The sequence below is a fragment of the Ignavibacteria bacterium genome, from assembly GCA_016873845.1.
In the GTDB taxonomy this organism is placed as follows: domain Bacteria; phylum Bacteroidota; class Ignavibacteria; order Ch128b; family Ch128b; genus JAHJVF01.
Genome location: VGVX01000031.1, coordinates 12,395 through 29,253 on the forward strand (window position 1 = coordinate 12,395; position 16,859 = coordinate 29,253).

Below are 16,859 nucleotides of genomic sequence, written 5' to 3' on the forward strand. Positions count from 1 at the left end.
TTAATGGCTGATAAAATAGCTGTTGGAAGAAGAAAGACATCTGTTGCACGAGTAACTATTAGACCCGGTTCTGGCAATGTGACTATCAATGATAAAACTATCGATGAATATCTTCCTACTGAAGTCGATAAAAGAATGGCTTTAGCACCGGTTGAAGCAGTTGAAGCTCAGGGAAAATATGATTTCTTAGTCGCCGCACATGGCGGTGGAATTGCCGGGCAGGTCGGAGCAATCAAACTCGGAATTGCACGTGCATTGCTATTGGTCGATGAAGAGTTTCGACCAAAGCTGCGTCAAGGTGGATTTCTTACACGAGATTCGAGAATGGTTGAACGTAAAAAATACGGCCGTCCGAAAGCTCGTAAGAGATTCCAATTCTCGAAGAGATAAGATTTTTATTAATAAGCATATTCGTGGATCTGATTGAGTGTGTCCCGATCGATCGGGATCTCAATCGGAGTTGAAGCGGATAGAAGAAAAACAAAAAAGGAGATATATGATCAATATTGGTTTAACCGAATTGTTAGCATCAGGTGCGCACTTTGGGCACCTAACCCGCCGATGGAATCCCAAAATGAAACCCTACATTTTTATGGAAAGAAACGGGATTCATATTATTGATTTAAACAAAACAAAAGAATATTTATTTAAAGCTGCTGATGAGCTTGAGAAAGTTGCAATGGAAGGGAAGAAGATCCTTTTCGTTGGAACTAAGAAACAAGCAAAAGATGTGATTAGAACTGAAGCGTTGCGTTCTGGAATGAATTGGGTAAGTGAAAGATGGCTCGGTGGAATGTTAACGAATTTCGTGACTATCCGAAAATCTATCAAACGTTTGCAGAATATCGAAAAGATGGAAAACGACGGAACTTTTGATCGTCTTGTGAAAAAAGAAAAACTAGTTCTTTCACGCGAGAAAGAAAAGCTGCAAAAAGTTTTTGAAGGTGTTTCTGAACTAACAAAATTACCTGGCGCACTTTTCGTTGTTGATATTAAAAAAGAGCACATTGCGATTAAAGAAGCGAAGCGTCTTGGAATTCCTGTATTTGCTATAGTAGATACGAATTGTGATCCCGAAGGAGTTGATCATTTAATTCCTTCCAATGATGATTCGGTGAAGGCAATTGAGCTAATCATTAAAGTTATGGCGGATAAAGTTCTCGAAGGAAAACAAAAAGCGAAAGATTTGAAAGCCGAACTTCAAGCTCAAGACGAAAGAGAAAAGAAAGAAAAAGAAAAAGAGAAAGAATAGGAGAAGAAATTTCATGGCTGTTACTGCTGAACTTGTTAAGAAACTACGTGATAAGACTGGTGCCGGTATGATGGACTGCAAAAAAGCATTGGAAGAAAGCGGTGGTGATTTTGAACAAGCCATTGACTATTTAAGAAAAAAGGGTGCAGCTGTTGCCGCAAAACGAGCAGAAAGAACTGCCAATGAAGGCGTAGTTGTAACAAAATTATCTGATGATAAAAAGACCGCCGTAATACTTGAGCTTAACTGCGAGACGGATTTCGTTGCTAAAAGCGATGACTTTTTAGCACTATCACAAAAGCTTCTTGATTCGGTATTCGAGAATAATTTTTCAACTGTTGAAGAAGTATTGAACTCTAAAATTGGCGAATTAAAAGCTTTAGATTTAATTAACGAAGTTCTCGGAAAGATCGGCGAGAAAATTGAATTATCTCGATTTAAAAAAATTACAATTCCTTCTGGAGTGCTGATCGATTATATTCATCCAGGTGCAAAACTTGGCGTTTTAATTTCTTATGAATCTTCAAAAGAAATTCCAGCTGAATTCAATCAGCTTGGCAAAGATGTCGCAATGCAAGTTGCCGCTATGAAACCGTTAGTTGTAAGAAGAGAAGATGTCGATAAATCAGTTCTCGAAAAAGAACTTGAGATTTATAAATCCCAAGCACGCAACGAAGGAAAGCCAGAGCAGATTCTTGAGAAAATTGCAACTGGTAAGCTCGAGAAATTCTATCAAGAGAACTGTCTTGTTGAACAGGCATTTGTGAAAGATGGTTCAAAAGTTGTTGGTGATCTTCTGAAAGAATTTAACAAAGCAAATGATACTGATATTAAAATTTCACAGTTCTTCAGATATCATCTTGCGGATGAGAAAAAATAATGCAAAAAGCAATCTACAAAAGGATCCTTCTGAAACTCAGCGGCGAAGATCTTCTCGGAGAGAAAAAATTTGGTATTGATCCAAATGTTCTCCAACGGCTTGCAGATGAGATTGAAGAAGCGAGAAAACTTAATGTAGATATTGCGATTGTAATCGGCGGCGGAAATATTTTCCGCGGAGTTTCCGGTATAGATCAGGGATTTGATCAAGTAACCGGCGACCAGATGGGGATGCTTGCTACGTTAATTAATTCACTCGCGCTTCAAACAACTCTTGAAAATCGAGGAATTCACACTCGATTGCTTTCTGCAATTAGAATTGAAGAAATTGCTGAGCCATATATTCGACGTCGAGCAATGCGGCATCTTGAAAAAGGAAGAGTGATAATTCTTGGTGCTGGAACTGGACATCCCTATTTTACTACTGATACTGCTGCAGCATTGCGTGCCGTAGAAATTAGAGCAGACGTAATTTTAAAAGGTACACGTGTAGATGGAATTTATGATTCAGATCCTGAAAAAAACTCAAAAGCCGTGAAGTTTTCCGAGATCAGTTCACTCGATGTTTTGAAAAAAGGTTTGAAAGTGATGGATCTGACTGCTATTACCCTATGTCAAGAAAACAAACTTCCGATTGTAGTATTTAACATGAACATTCGAGAGAATTTGAAAAAACTTCTGCTCGGAGAAAAAATCGGAACTATTGTTAATCACTAAAATAAATATTTTATAATTTTATCGAGGTATGTTATGATGAAAAACCAAATTCTAAATGAGACCGAAGATAAAATGAAAAAAGCCGTCGAAGTCGTACGTCAAGAGTTGGTGAAAATTAGAACAGGTAAAGCTACCACAGCTCTGCTTGATGGAATAAAAGTGGATTATTATGGTTCGCTTGTGCCGCTAAATCAAACTGCGAATGTAAGCGTTGGGGATATTCACACTATACTTGTTCAACCTTGGGATAAATCAGCCATCCAAGCCATAGATAAAGCAATTCTTGCATCTGAATTGGGCTTGAATCCAATCAGTGATGGAAATGTTTTACGCATCCCAATTCCTCCTTTAAATGAGGAGAGAAGAAAAGAATTGGTCAAGCTCGTAAAAAAATTCGGTGAGGAAGGCAAAATCGCAATCCGAAATATTCGCAGAGACGGAAACGACCATTTAAAAAAAGCTGAGAAAGATGAACACCTCCCCGAAGATGAACGGAAACGTGGAGAGCAGGAAGTTCAGAAATTAACAGATAAATATATTCAATCGATTGACGATATCCTCGCACATAAAGAAAAAGAGATTATGGAAGTGTAACCAAGTGTGGAATGCAGAATGCGGAGTGCAGAATTAAATCTCACTCCTTACTTTAATAATTGAGAATTTGAGCCGTTCAAGTGAGCGGCTTTTTGTTTATACAATCAAGTTTTTAAAATCACTTACTAAAACTTATTCTTAAATTAGTTGAGCTTGTATAATTTACAGATGTTAACGTATAATTTTCCCACACTCCTGTATAGTAATCTTTGAACCTTCCAAACCATTGAATACTCGATACTTTCTCTGATGCTTGTGGTCCAATTGTTACGGATTGCACGGCATAAGTTCCAATTTCTGTTACTGGCAGATTAGTACACGTAATTTTCTGAGTTCGAATTAATCCTCCTCCACTTTTTGTGCTTGTGTATAACTCTGCTGTGATATTGTTGATAGTATTCCCATCAGCTGAAACAGAGCCAAACACTTTGCCGGTATAGTAAACTGAATCGTACATATCTCCTGTTTTATAATTGAAATCAATCGAAAAATCATTTCCTGACCAGTTCATTTTTTGGCCGTGATAGATGTAATAATCCTGACCAATTGTAAAATTGGTTGTCGTGTAATTGGTATTATCAAATACCCATAAAGCTGTAAAATAAACTCCAGCAGATTTCGTAGTGAAAATATCTGCACCAGCAATTATAGTCGGTCTTACTATCGAAGATGATGCTAACAAACTCCCTGTTGAATTATCATATAGATACATCCAAACTGCATAATTTCCGACCTTAGTAAATTTGTAAGTTACAGTGTTCTCATTAATTTTAGTAATAGAAGTTGGAATATCTGAACCAAATTGAAAATTCCAAACATATTTTAAGTTTGAAGGAGCAATGCCTGTCACAGTCGCAGTGAATGTATAATCTGTATTCACTCTCCCAGTAAATGGATTTGGGGTGATTGATACGCTTACTTTTTCAGTGTAATTGATTGTTACCCACTTGAAATCAACAAATTCTGGTGTGGAGATTCCTTTAACATTTTTCAATCCTTTAATGTAGATGCCAAATTTGTTTATTCCAGGTTTTAATTTTACAGATGCGGCTCCATAGTTATGAATATCTCCCGTCTCAATTGTTACGCCAGCAGTGTCAATTAATTCGAAGGGTTGTAGGTAATCTGTTCCCGCCATTATACCATCACATGCTGTAGAACGAACAGTGAATTTTATTGTTTCTTGATCATAGTCCATTGTTTCAGTAATTGTTCGACCGGTAGTTTTATCGATAATTTGATAAGCTGGAAATTTATCATCTCCAATTGTTCCGAGTTCGACTTTCGTCCATTGATATTTGACTTTACTCATATCTATAAAAGTTGATTTTCCGAAATAACCTATTTGATTAAAAGAGCTGATCGGATTTCCGACATTGTCCATTGATTGGTAAGGTAAAAAATTTGTCCCATCGAATTCTATAACACGTACAGAAGTTGAAGTTTTATCATAATCTCGATTTCCCGGGAAATTTGGGTCTGCTACATATATTTTTTTTAGAATTGGATCAATTTTATATGCAACAACTGCATGCCCAGCGGTATCGGGCGAGATTCGTCGGATACAGATTAATTGAGGCTCCCCCGTTTTAAGCATCGAATTTATTATTGAGTAAAAAGTATTTTTCGGTTTTGCGCTTAGGGTATCCATCTTCTTCATCCAACCGCTAAAATTTAATTCTTCTTGAATCACCGATGAAAATCTATATCCTTTTGGATTATCATACCAAAGGTATTGAGGTGGAAAGCTTTTATCGCAAATTTTATCATAGCCATGGAAAAGATCTTTTGCTCCCCGTAATGCTTTTTCATAGTAATACCAAATTGCGGTAATTGATTGTCCAGCACAGTGTCCATTAGGAGAAATGTAAGAACCCCAATTAGGAAATTCCCAATCATCGTAGCCTGGGTCGAAGCCTGTTGCAATCACAGGATGTCCGGCTAATTTTGATTCAAGTATGCTTGCGATGATCAGAGAACCTTCGGAAACTTCATCTGTAGGAAATACACTTTTACTAACCTTTGTTTTTGATTCAAAGTGCCGAGTGGAGACCGTGATGAAATCATTTGTTAGATCCTCTAACATCAATCCCTCAAGTTTTCCGGTTGTTTCATCGTAGAAGAATCCCATCGCGAAATGACCAGTCGGAAGCTTGATCGGGATTTTTAATTTCATTACCGAATCTGCATATCCTCCCTCATATTTAATTTTAATGAGCGGGGAAATCGGATTAAAGTCATCTCCAAACTTGTGGCTTTTAATCTGAGCTTGAGAAATGCTAAAATTTCTCATAGTCGTAAATGATTTTGAAGGGATTGTGATTTTCATCCCATTCAACGGATCGCCGGGTTTTGATACAGTGATTTCACCACCTCCAGTGCCGATTGATTGAGTGGTTATATCGACAAAATCGCCGACGTTTATTTTTTTATCATCTCCAGGAGTTACTGGGTTATCTGAAGGTTTTTTGCAGCTTGTAAGTAAGAGAAAGAGTGCAAACAGAGAGCCAAAGAAGACTTTCATTTTCAACTCCATTAATGTTATAAATAACAACACCTGCACAATAAAGGAAAGACTACACTGCAAACGTGGTTAAATTAAAAATGATTGTCAATAGCCAACAAGCAAAAAAAAGTAGAAATAAAAATTACTCGAACTTAGTGTGAAAATTAGATCCTGAAGAATTGTCTTAAACAATTTGTTTCAAAATCAAATTTCAAGGTCGCATAACTTCGTAGTCATTTTAAGATTACAGTTTCTTATATTTGTATTAAGAAATTCTTATTATTTATTGAAGTTTATCAGTCCTATCAAAAACATCCAGGAAAAAACATGAGCTTAAGTCAAATAGCAAAAAGCATTCATGGATCGCCTACCTTAGCTCTGAATGAGAAGGCAGCAATTTTGCGGGAGAAGGGAGATCCGGTTATTCATCTCGGCGGCGGAGAGCCAAAAAGCCGTGCACCACTCGATGCGGTTTTAGCTGCTGTTCAGAATCTAAACACCGGTGAGGTTCGTTATGTCCCACCTGATGGAATTCCTGCTTTGAAAAAAGCAATCATTCGATACACTGAGGAATTCTACAATCGAAAAGTTGCTCCTCAAAATATTATAGCATCAAGCGGTGCAAAACAGGCAATCATGGTAGCACTTCAAACAATATTAAATCCGCAAGAAGAAGTAATTTATCCAGCACCATACTGGGTTAGCTATCCGGATATGGCTCGGCTCTGCGGTGCAGTAGGCGTACCAGTTTACGCAGAAGATGGTTCTTTTTACCCAACAATAAAGGATATTGAGCAGCGTGTCGGTACATACACAAAAGCAATAATTTTAAATAGTCCAAACAATCCATCTGGCGCGATGTATCCGGAAGAATTCATTTCAGATGTAGTGCAGTTCTGTGAGAAGAAAGATATTTATCTAATCATGGATGATATTTATCATCGATTGATTTTCGATGGAAAAAAGCCTGTAAACTGTTTCAATTATGCAAAAGATTTTTCTGAAAATTCAAAGCTTATCGTAGTTAACGGTGTCTCGAAGCAATATGCGATGACCGGATTCAGAGTCGGTTGGGCAGTTGCAAGTAAAAAAATTGTTGAGGCGATGACGAACATTCAAGGACATCAAACCGGTGGTTCATCTGTTGTATTGCAGCTGGCAGCGGCTGGTGCGATCAATGGCGTTCAATCGAGTGTAGAGAATCTTCGCGTTGCACTTGAAAACAATCGAAATGTATTAATCAGTTTGCTCCGTTCATTCAACGGAGTGAAAGTTACAAATCCTGACGGTACATTTTACTCGTTTGCAGATTTCAGTTATTATGAGAAAAGTTCACAAAAACTTTCTGAATTTTTGATCGATAAAGTTCAAGTGCTTACAGTTCCCGGTGTAGAATTTGGAATGGAAGGATATTTGCGAGTTAGTTTCTGCGGAGCAATAAAAGATATTCAAGATGGAATCGAGAGAATGAAATGGGCACTTGATCCAAACGCACCGAATGAACTTTACATTGGCGATAGAAAATTAGTGAGGGATTGGTCATGAGTAAATATCTCGAATTCAACACACCCGCATCAAAACAAGCTCTGGAGCTTGCGTCTGATTTCAGATTGAAGAATCAAGGGCTGACTTTTCTCGACAGAGTATATTGGAATCTACCAGATGAAGCTCTCTATGAGGAAGCAATTTTCCGAAATGAAGGAAAGCTTGTTTTAAATGGACCCCTTTTAGTAAATACTGGAAAGCATACTGCACGAGCAGCTGCGGATAAATTTGTAGTTCGCGAAGAAAGCACCGAAGAAAAAATTTGGTGGGGTTCATACAATCGCCCGTTCAGCTCGGAAAAATTCAATCAGCTTTTTGCACGGCTTCAAGCTTGGGCACAGGGGGAAGAACTTTTTGTTCAGGATTGCTTTGCATGTGCCGATCCGGATTATCGATTGCCGGTCCGAATTGTAACTGAAAAAGCTTGGCACAGTCTGTTTGCACGAAACATGTTTTTAACAACTGTAAATCGTGATGAATTGAAAAAATTCGTTCCTGAATTCACTGTGATATCGGTTCCCGGGTTCAAAGTCGATCCTATTATCGACGGGACTCGCACGGAAACATCCATCATTCTAAATTTTGGTGCGAAGATGGCGATCATCGCAAATTCATTGTACGGCGGCGAGATTAAAAAATCAGTCTTCACTGTGCTGAATTTTCTTCTTACTTTTCAAGATGTACTTCCAATGCATTGCTCGGCGAATGTTGGGAAGAGTGGTGATGTCGCTCTGTTCTTCGGTTTAAGCGGTACAGGTAAAACAACTCTCTCAGCTGACCCAAATCGGCAATTGATCGGCGATGATGAGCATGGATGGAGTTCTCAAGGCGTTTTTAATTTTGAAGGCGGCTGTTATGCAAAAGTTATTCGGTTATCACCGGATCACGAACCTGAAATCTATGCATGCACCAGAAAATTCGGAACGATACTTGAGAATGTTGTTTATGATCCTATCTCAAGACAAATCGATTTAAACGACGATGCGATCACCGAAAATACACGTGCATCGTATCCAATTGAATTTATCCCAAATGTTGTTTCTGAAGGATATGTAAGAACTCACCCGAAAAATATTATTTTCTTAACCTGTGATGCATCAGGTGTGATGCCTCCGATTGCAAGATTAACTCCAGAACAAGCTCAATATCATTTTATCAGTGGATATACTTCTAAAATTGCTGGGACAGAGATCGGACTTGGAATCGAACCGCAAATCACATTCAGTGCATGTTTTGGTGCACCGTTCATGGTCCGTCATCCGTTTGAATATGCAGAAATGCTGAAGCAAAGAATGTTGAAGCACAATGCTACTGTTTGGCTGGTGAACACAGGATGGGTTGGCGGCAGATTTGGTGTCGGAAAAAGAATCAGCATTCGTCACACACGAAATCTGTTAAATGCCGCACTTGATGGAAAATTGGAGAAAGTAAAATATCGTAAAGATAAATTATTCGGATTTGAAGTTCCGGTAACTTGTCCCGATGTTCCGGACGATGTACTCGAACCGTCTAACTCATGGGGAAATAAAGATGAGTATTGGAAAAAATATGATGCATTAGTTGCTCGCTTTGTTGAGAACTTCAAATTGTTTGAGCAAGGATGTTCTCAGGATGTGAAAAATGCAGGACCGAAGAGATTAGTAAAAACATGAATTGTACAATTCACGAGTTTTAAGCTTTGTGACTCGATTCAAATTCGAGCTTGCAGTAAACTTTGAATATTTTGTTGTTTTGTTTGCATTTCGAGATGAGAAAACATATTTTTTAACGAGTGAAATATAAATTTGAATGGAACCAATCTAAGGCTGATTCAAATTTCGTTAAACATAGAGTTAGCTTTGAAGAATCTCTAACAGTTTTTGATGATCCTCTTGCTTTCATATTCGAAGATAAAAAGCATTCTATTATTGTGAAGAGAGAAATAATCATCGGTCATTCAAGTTCAGGGAGATTGTTAATTGTAGTCTTCAATGAACGTTCTAACAAAATTAGAATAATTAGTTCAAGACAAACTACAAAAAAGGAAAGAAGGAACTATGAAGAAAATATCTGAAAAAAAACAATCGTTCAAGAGATGGGTATGCTTGAGGAATATCATTTTAATTATAGTAAAGCAAAAAAAAATCCTTATGCTGGAAGATTAGAGAAAAAAGTTATTTCTTTAGATTCCGACGTGGCAGAGGTTTTTCCAGATTCTGATTCGGTAAATAAAGCTTTAAGAGCTATAATCTCTATCTATCCAAAAAAGAAATCGAAAAAAGTTTCGGCATGACATTCCATATTTCCGAGCTAGGAATTATCGAGACCCTAATGATAATTTTAGATCTTGACATAACCAGTATCTGAATGAATCCGATTGATTAAAAAATTCTTCTTATTCTTTCTAATTTTTCAATCTTTAAGTATTTCAATTTCCTACAGTCAATCTTTCCGACTTCAACGTCCTGTTGCGAACAATATACAAACTAACGGTTCGTATTTATATGGCGAACCACGATATGGGAATTCATCACTTGCGCATCTTGGAATCGATATTTCAATTAAGTACGATACTGTTCGTTCCGCATCTGAGGGTTTGGTTACATTTGTCGGTTACAATCCAGCCGACACGATTGGCGGTTATGAGCCGGGTGGTGCTGGTAATTATATTGTCGTGCGAACTTACTGGGAAGGAAAACTATTATATCTTTATTACATGCATCTTCAGCGGCCATTGCGAAGTGTGAATGATATTGTTTTTCCCGGAATGCCCTTAGCAATTTCAGGTAATACTGGAAACTCTACCGGTCCTCACTTACACTTTGAGCTAAGATTGAATACATCAAGTCCGAGCGGTTCACGAAATAGGCGCAATGCAGAATTGTGGTGCGCGATCAGCGGCATGGGTGCGATCTATGGGAAAGTTCCCGGGGCGGCAAACAATACTCGTGTGGATATTTCTCCTGATCCTAAACCTCGTCCGCCATACACAACTTTCAGCTATGCACTGACTTACAATTTCAACGATCCTGGAATTGGCAGCGATGATATTTATCAAGAGAATTATGCAATTGGAGATGTTAAACCTGGTGCGTACACAATCACAGCACTCGGTGGTGCGTACAGGCGAACAGTAACTGTCAGAGAAGGTGAACTGGTAAATGCAGATGCACCAACTGCTGTCGCAGAGGAAATACAAATAAAAGGATTTCACTTGTATCAAAATTATCCGAATCCGTTCAATGGGGGGACTTGGATTGAGTATTCAGTATCGAGTAGTGAGTACGTTACCCTTAAAGTTTATGATGTACTCGGAAAGGAAGTTGCCACACTTGTGAATGAAGTGAAAGAAGCTGGAATTCATAATTCTCAATTCTCCATTCTCAATTCTCCATTACCTTCAGGGGTCTATTTTTATCAGTTAAGAGCTGGAGATTTGATTGAGACCAAAAAAATGATTTTGCAAAAATGATTTTTATTAAATATTATACACTATGACAGACTACTCTTAATCTGCATCAAAAAATAGAATACAAACAAAATAGACGAGGTCACAATGAAAACCTTCTGTTCAAAACTGCTCTCTTCACTATTCTTGATTCTGTTCACTTCCGTAATACTCTTTTCACAATCCAATTCAGTTGAACTGCGCGATAGTTCAGGAACGCTGGTAGCATCTTTTTCCGATATTACGACTGCTTACGCGGCCATTCCTGCTACAGTAGCAGGTCCATATTTAATTGAGATTTTACCTGCTTATGATGGTTCAACTGAAACATTTCCAATTCAATTAGGATTGAAAAATGGAACAAGCTTAACAAACACAATTACAATTCGTCCTAAAGCAGGAAATACAGGAGAGATTATTTCTGGAAATTTAAATAATCCCGCCATAATTTTAGACGATGCAGATTTTGTGATCATTGATGGTCGTCCTGGTGGAGTTGGCAATCAAATCGATTTGAAAATTCAAAACTTATCCACAAGCACATCAGCACATACAATTCGATTAATAAATGGCGCTACTCATAATAAATTCCAATATTTACATCTCTATGGTGCATCAGCTTCAACTGCTGGTCCCAGAAATTTTGATTTCAGCACCTCAGCAAGTAATCCTACCGGCAATTCTGATAATCTAATTCAATTTTGTAAGCTCGAGGGGTCGAGGTCGGGTATTGGTTTCGCTGGCACCACAGCAAATCCAAATGCAAATAACGTAGTTCAAAATTGTAAAATATTTAATTGGGGTTATGCTGGGATATGGCTATCTTCGAATGTCCTCAATTTTACTCTGGAAGAATGCGAAGTTTATCACACTGTTGGTGTAAGCAATACATTAGTGAGTGGTGTAATTTCATCTACGAGTACTAATGGTATCGTTAATATCAAAAAAAATAAATTCTACGATTTCCTGTCAACTGCTACAACAGCAACATCAGTCAGGGCGTTAAATTTTACTCCAGCTACGGGATCAACGTTAAACATTGAGAATAATTTCTTTTCGTTGACTAAAGACCTTGCTAATGTCTCTCTCTATCATGGAATTCACATTCTTGGCTCTAATGCGCATACATCTAATATTTACTTTAATTCCATTCGAATTGGAGGGATACATACTGGAGGTACATCGGGGGCAGTCGTCTCCAGCGGCATCTTTAAAGCGAATTCAAATACGGCTACAATATTTAATTCTAAAAACAATATCTGTATTAACACACGTACAGGAGGTACTGGTGTTTATCACGTTGGAAATATGATCAGTAATGTAGATGGTGTATTAGACATAAATTATAACGCATATTATTCAAGCGGAAGTGCGAACAATTTTGCCGCTGGCTGGGGAACAACATTATACAATGTTTTAGCCGACTATCAGGCAGCAGCTACACCGCATGAGACAAATACAAAATTCAAAGATGTTAACTTCGTTTCAACGACAGATTTGCATCTAACCGGCAGTTCCATAGGTGATTCTGATCTATTTGGAACTCCAATTGCCGGAATTTTAACAGATATAGATAACGAGCCTCGAAGTGCAACCTCACCCTACAAAGGCGGCGACGAACCAATGACTAGCACCGTACCGATTGGATGGTGCAATTTGCAATGGCCTGGAAGCGGAAATATTAATCAAGGGGGGAACTTTGATGTTTACGCTCAAATCTGGATTGATAGCGTAACTCCTGGTCCTGGTCAAGCACCTGGAGTTCTTTCATGGATTGGATATAACACAACAAATACAAATCCAAATACTTGGACGAACTGGATTGCTGCAACTTATAATTCCGCTGGACCGACCGGAAACAATGATGAATATATGGCGAATATTGGTCCATCACTTGCACCAGGAACTTATTTTTATGCAAGCAGATTCCAATATCTTGGAGGTGCATACAAATATGGCGGATACAGCGCTGGCGGCGGTGGATTTTGGGACGGTTCAACTTATAATTCAGGAACTTTAACGATCGCATCTACAGCTATTAATGTTACCTTCAACACGAATCCGAACTGGAATATTGTTTCAGTACCCGTTACGACTACGCAAACCAACAAGGATAGTCTTTTCATTGGTAATGTTTCTGCTGCGTACTGGTTTGATGGAAGCAGCTATGTTACTCAGACAAGTTTAACAGGCGGAAAAGGTTATTGGCTGAAATTCGATTCACTCAAATCACACACAATCAATGGTATGGCTGTTCCAGGAAGAGACATCAATGTTATTTCCGGCTGGAATATGATTGGAACACATCATTTGAATGTTGCAGCTTCACTTGTGACTACTAATCCTCCGGGAATAATTGCTTCTAGCTTTTATGGATTTGATAATGGTTATTTTGTACCAACGACTCTTGATAAAGGGAAAGGGTATTGGGTAAAAACCTCGAGTACAGGAATTTTAACAATTCCGATCCCGGTTGCAAAATCTACTCCTCAAGAAGCATATTCAGAAACGATTGATCCAAAATGGGCTATGATTACAATCACCGACTCAAAAGGCGGAATCAAAACTATTTATTTAGGTGATGGAATTGCTTCAGACAAATATGAACTTCCACCAATTCCCCCTGCAGGCATATTTGATGCGAGATTTGCTTCTCAAAAATATGTGGAATCGAGTGGACTTCTTCAGCAAATCAATATTAACTCCGTGAATTATCCGATCGAAATTTTATTTAGTAATGTTTCAGGAAGAGAATTAAGAATAACTGATGGGATCGGTGGCTCGATCGATCGAAAAATATATGAAGGTGATCGGATAGTGATTTCCAATCCGGCAATTTCTACATTGAACATATCAAGTACTTCATTTCCAATTAGTTTTGGCTTGATGCAAAATTATCCAAATCCATTTAATCCGAGTACAGTTATATGCTATCAGCTCTCAGAAGGCAGTCATGTTAGTCTTAAAGTATATGATATATTGGGAAGGGAAGTTGCAACACTTGTCGATGAAGTAAAAGAAGCTGGTGTTTATAATTATCCATTCTCCACTATCAATTATCCTTTAAATTCAGGAGTTTACTTCTATAAGCTGCAAGCTGGTAAATTTATCGACATCAAGAAAATGCAATTAATTAAGTAAACTGTACAAATTATTTTTTGTCAAGAACTCCATCTCAAGTTTGGGATGGAGTTTTTTTTGATGCTGTAGCATTGTCTCGACTAGAAAGTTCATCCATTTAATTCATTTTAATTCATTGCATTTGCTCCTCAGTATATCTAATTTTGTAGCGAAACTATTGCCCATCGATGATGTGTCAAATCAAAAAATCAAATCTTGGAGATAAAAAATGAAAATTAAAAAAGAGGAAGCCCTTCAATACCATAGTACTGGTCGGAAGGGAAAGGTGGAGGTAATCCCAACAAAACCATGTCAAACACAAAGAGATCTATCATTAGCTTACACACCAGGCGTTGCTGAACCATGCCGAGACATTGCGAAAGATGATGAGTTAGTGTATGAATACACTGCTAAGGGGAATCTTGTCGCAGTTGTGAGTAACGGAACTGCTGTGCTTGGCTTGGGAGATATTGGTCCACACGCAGGCAAGCCTGTAATGGAAGGTAAGGGTGTATTATTCAAAAAGTTTGCAGACGTGGATGTTTTTGATATAGAGATCAAGACGAAAGATGTTCAGGAAGTTATTAAATGCGTTCAACTGCTCGAACCGACTTTCGGCGGAATTAATCTTGAAGATATTAAAGCTCCTGAGTGTTTTTACATCGAAGAAGAGTTGAAACGAACTATGAATATTCCTGTATTCCATGATGATCAGCATGGAACAGCAATTATCAGTGCAGCCGCACTTCTTAATGCATGTGAGCTCACAGGAAAAAAATTGGATAAGATTAGGGTTGTATTTAATGGAGCCGGAGCTTCTGCAAATGCTTGCGCACATCTCTATGTTCTTCTCGGTGTAAAGAAAGAAAACATCATCATGTGCGATACTAAGGGAGTCATCTATAAAGGCCGCACAGAGGGTATGAACGAATTTAAAGAAGTTTACACATCTGATACCAAAGCAAGGACTCTTGCCGAAGCATTTGTCGGTGCGGACGTCTTCGTAGGACTATCGGTTGGAAATTGTGTTACAAAAGATATGGTCAAATCGATGGCGAAGAATCCAATTGTTATGGCAATGGCAAATCCTGATCCAGAAATAATGTATGAAGATGCTGTGGCAGCTCGTGAAGATATTATTATGGCAACCGGCCGATCAGATTATCCAAATCAAGTTAATAATGTACTTGGATTTCCGTTTATCTTTCGCGGGGCACTTGATGTGCGGGCAAAAGCAATAAACGACGAAATGAAATTAGCTGCATCGCGTGCTTTAGCCAAACTGGCAAAAGAAGAAGTCCCCGAGTCAGTAGTCCGCGCATACGGAGGTGAGCCAATTGAATTTGGTAAAGAGTATATCATCCCAAAACCATTTGATCCGCGAGTATTGATTTATGTAGCACCTGCAGTTGCCAAAGCCGCTATCGATACTGGAGTAGCCAAAAAGAAAATTGAAGATTGGGATGAATATGAACAACAGCTTCTTCAACGGTTGGGAATCTCGAAGCAAATAATTCGTGTTGCCATTGATAAAGCTCAAGGCAAACCGCGAAGAATCGTCTTCCCGGAAGGGAATCAAGTAAAAATACTAAAGGCGAGTGAAATCCTTGTCGACGAAAAAATTGCTCATCCAATTCTGCTGGGGAATGTGGATGAAATCAAAAATCTTATAAAAGAAAACAATATTGATGATGAAGGATTTACGATCATCAATCCCCAAGAATCTGAAAACTTTGAAAGCTACATTGAGGAATTCTACAATCTACGCCAGAGAAAAGGTGTTACAAAGCTCGATGCAAAAGAAAAAATGAGAATTCGAAATTATTTCGGTTCAATGATGGTTCACATGGATCATGCTGACGGATTGATTTCCGGTTTATCATCGAGTTATCCGAACACAATTCGCCCTGCGTTGGAAATTATAAAAATGAAAACCGGTGTAAAAAGGGTCAGCGGTCTTTATATAATTTTAGTTAAAGATGATGCATACTTTTTCGCCGATACAACGGTGAATGTCGATCCAACTTCGGAAGAACTTGCAGACATTGCAATTCTTTCTGCAGAGACTGCGAAAAGATTTAACATTCAACCGCGCGTTGCGATGCTCTCATTTAGTAACTTTGGAAGTGCACCTTATCCGCAAAGTAAAAAAGTTGCGAAAGCTGTTGAAATTATTCGAACCAAATCGCCTGATCTGATTGTCGATGGTGAAATGCAAGCAGACACTGCAGTCTATCCTCCGATACTTCCGCAGGACTTTGCTTTTTCAAAGATGAAGAAACATGCAAACGTATTAGTATTTCCAAATCTTGATTCAGGAAATATTGCATATAAATTATTGTGGAGAATCGGCGGTGCAGAAGCAATTGGTCCGATTTTAATGGGAATGAGTAAACCTGTCCACGTTCTGCAGAGAGGATGCGATATAAATGACATTGTGAATATGGCAGCAATCGCTGTTGTCGAAGCAAATGAATTGAAAAAATAATTCAATTAAGAAAAGATTTAAGGATTGAAGGATTAAATAGCCCAGCTGATCGTAAGATTTGTTGGTTTTTTTTATGCTCTTAAATAATTAACTGAAGTACGGAGAATGGGCTTTTGTCATGTTGAGTCCCGAGTAATCGGGACGAAACATCTAATAAATCCCGAAAAGTACAATTTCAGATTTTTCATCCGTCAGTTGAGGGATTCAGACTTTATGTTTAAAAAGAAAACCCCGCAAAGGATTCTTATATTTTAAGAAATAAAAACATGTTTAACCAAAGCGAGGTTCAAAATGCAAGAGAAAACTACAAAATTAGATTTTACAAATCAAG

The 16,859-nt window shown here is 38.2% G+C and carries 13 protein-coding genes; 12 read left to right on the plus strand and 1 reads right to left on the minus strand.

What is annotated here, in order from left to right:
- Nucleotides 1-3: 3 nt before the first annotated feature.
- The 5 genes from rpsI to FJ213_07455 all read left to right on the plus strand — a co-directional run bounded on the left by rpsI (nt 4) and on the right by FJ213_07455 (nt 3,442).
- The gene (gene rpsI / locus FJ213_07435) at nt 4-390 is read left to right on the plus strand and encodes a 30S ribosomal protein S9 (GenBank protein ID MBM4175990.1); all 387 of its coding nucleotides are present in this window, start codon (nt 4-6) and stop codon (nt 388-390) included.
- Nucleotides 391-496: 106 nt separating this feature from the next.
- Nucleotides 497-1,252: a 30S ribosomal protein S2 gene (gene rpsB / locus FJ213_07440; GenBank protein ID MBM4175991.1), complete on the plus strand. Its 756-nt coding sequence runs from the start codon at nt 497-499 to the stop codon at nt 1,250-1,252.
- 13 nt (nt 1,253-1,265) lie between these two features.
- The gene (locus tag FJ213_07445; GenBank protein ID MBM4175992.1) at nt 1,266-2,132 is read left to right on the plus strand and encodes an elongation factor Ts; all 867 of its coding nucleotides are present in this window, start codon (nt 1,266-1,268) and stop codon (nt 2,130-2,132) included.
- Nucleotides 2,132-2,848, plus strand: coding sequence for a UMP kinase (locus FJ213_07450; protein ID MBM4175993.1), 717 nt, complete (start codon nt 2,132-2,134; stop codon nt 2,846-2,848). Before FJ213_07445 ends, FJ213_07450 begins: the two co-directional genes overlap by 1 nt.
- A 36-nt stretch (nt 2,849-2,884) precedes the next feature.
- Nucleotides 2,885-3,442, plus strand: a complete 558-nt coding sequence (locus FJ213_07455) for a ribosome recycling factor (protein ID MBM4175994.1) — start codon at nt 2,885-2,887, stop codon at nt 3,440-3,442.
- Between the two features lie 118 nt (nt 3,443-3,560).
- On the opposite strand, the gene FJ213_07460 is transcribed toward FJ213_07455, so the two are convergent.
- Nucleotides 3,561-5,999, minus strand: coding sequence for a PKD domain-containing protein (locus FJ213_07460; GenBank protein ID MBM4175995.1), 2,439 nt, complete (start codon nt 5,997-5,999; stop codon nt 3,561-3,563).
- 276 nt (nt 6,000-6,275) lie between these two features.
- Between FJ213_07460 and FJ213_07465 the strand changes: the two genes are divergently transcribed.
- From FJ213_07465 to pta, 7 genes are all read left to right on the plus strand, one after another.
- A complete protein-coding gene (locus FJ213_07465) occupies nt 6,276-7,493 on the plus strand; it encodes an aminotransferase class I/II-fold pyridoxal phosphate-dependent enzyme (protein MBM4175996.1) in 1,218 nt (405 codons plus the stop codon).
- Nucleotides 7,490-9,145 (plus strand): phosphoenolpyruvate carboxykinase (ATP), encoded by a 1,656-nt coding sequence (gene pckA, locus FJ213_07470; protein MBM4175997.1) that lies wholly within the window; start codon nt 7,490-7,492, stop codon nt 9,143-9,145. Before FJ213_07465 ends, pckA begins: the two co-directional genes overlap by 4 nt.
- A gap of 119 nt (nt 9,146-9,264) precedes the next feature.
- On the plus strand, nt 9,265-9,546 hold the full coding sequence (locus FJ213_07475) for a BrnT family toxin (GenBank protein MBM4175998.1): 282 nt from the start codon (nt 9,265-9,267) through the stop codon (nt 9,544-9,546).
- A gap of 21 nt (nt 9,547-9,567) precedes the next feature.
- The gene (locus FJ213_07480; protein ID MBM4175999.1) at nt 9,568-9,765 is read left to right on the plus strand and encodes a hypothetical protein; all 198 of its coding nucleotides are present in this window, start codon (nt 9,568-9,570) and stop codon (nt 9,763-9,765) included.
- Between the two features lie 84 nt (nt 9,766-9,849).
- Nucleotides 9,850-10,944, plus strand: a complete 1,095-nt coding sequence (locus tag FJ213_07485) for a T9SS type A sorting domain-containing protein (protein MBM4176000.1) — start codon at nt 9,850-9,852, stop codon at nt 10,942-10,944.
- An 84-nt stretch (nt 10,945-11,028) separates the two neighbouring features.
- Nucleotides 11,029-14,061 (plus strand): T9SS type A sorting domain-containing protein, encoded by a 3,033-nt coding sequence (locus FJ213_07490; protein ID MBM4176001.1) that lies wholly within the window; start codon nt 11,029-11,031, stop codon nt 14,059-14,061.
- A gap of 208 nt (nt 14,062-14,269) precedes the next feature.
- A complete protein-coding gene (gene pta, locus FJ213_07495; GenBank protein ID MBM4176002.1) occupies nt 14,270-16,528 on the plus strand; it encodes a phosphate acetyltransferase in 2,259 nt (752 codons plus the stop codon).
- Nucleotides 16,529-16,859: the final 331 nt, after the last annotated feature.

What these genes read in the sequence shown, in the direction of transcription:
- FJ213_07455 (MBM4175994.1), top strand. Translation starts at nt 2,885, where the DNA reads ATGAAAAACCAAATTCTAAATGAGACCGAAGATAAAATGAAAAAAGCC.
- pta (MBM4176002.1), top strand. Translation starts at nt 14,270, where the DNA reads ATGAAAATTAAAAAAGAGGAAGCCCTTCAATACCATAGTACTGGTCGG.
- FJ213_07450 (MBM4175993.1), top strand. Translation starts at nt 2,132, where the DNA reads ATGCAAAAAGCAATCTACAAAAGGATCCTTCTGAAACTCAGCGGCGAA.
- FJ213_07465 (MBM4175996.1), top strand. Translation starts at nt 6,276, where the DNA reads ATGAGCTTAAGTCAAATAGCAAAAAGCATTCATGGATCGCCTACCTTA.
- FJ213_07445 (MBM4175992.1), top strand. Translation starts at nt 1,266, where the DNA reads ATGGCTGTTACTGCTGAACTTGTTAAGAAACTACGTGATAAGACTGGT.
- FJ213_07490 (MBM4176001.1), top strand. Translation starts at nt 11,029, where the DNA reads ATGAAAACCTTCTGTTCAAAACTGCTCTCTTCACTATTCTTGATTCTG.
- rpsB (MBM4175991.1), top strand. Translation starts at nt 497, where the DNA reads ATGATCAATATTGGTTTAACCGAATTGTTAGCATCAGGTGCGCACTTT.
- pckA (MBM4175997.1), top strand. Translation starts at nt 7,490, where the DNA reads ATGAGTAAATATCTCGAATTCAACACACCCGCATCAAAACAAGCTCTG.
- FJ213_07480 (MBM4175999.1), top strand. Translation starts at nt 9,568, where the DNA reads ATGGGTATGCTTGAGGAATATCATTTTAATTATAGTAAAGCAAAAAAA.
- rpsI (MBM4175990.1), top strand. Translation starts at nt 4, where the DNA reads ATGGCTGATAAAATAGCTGTTGGAAGAAGAAAGACATCTGTTGCACGA.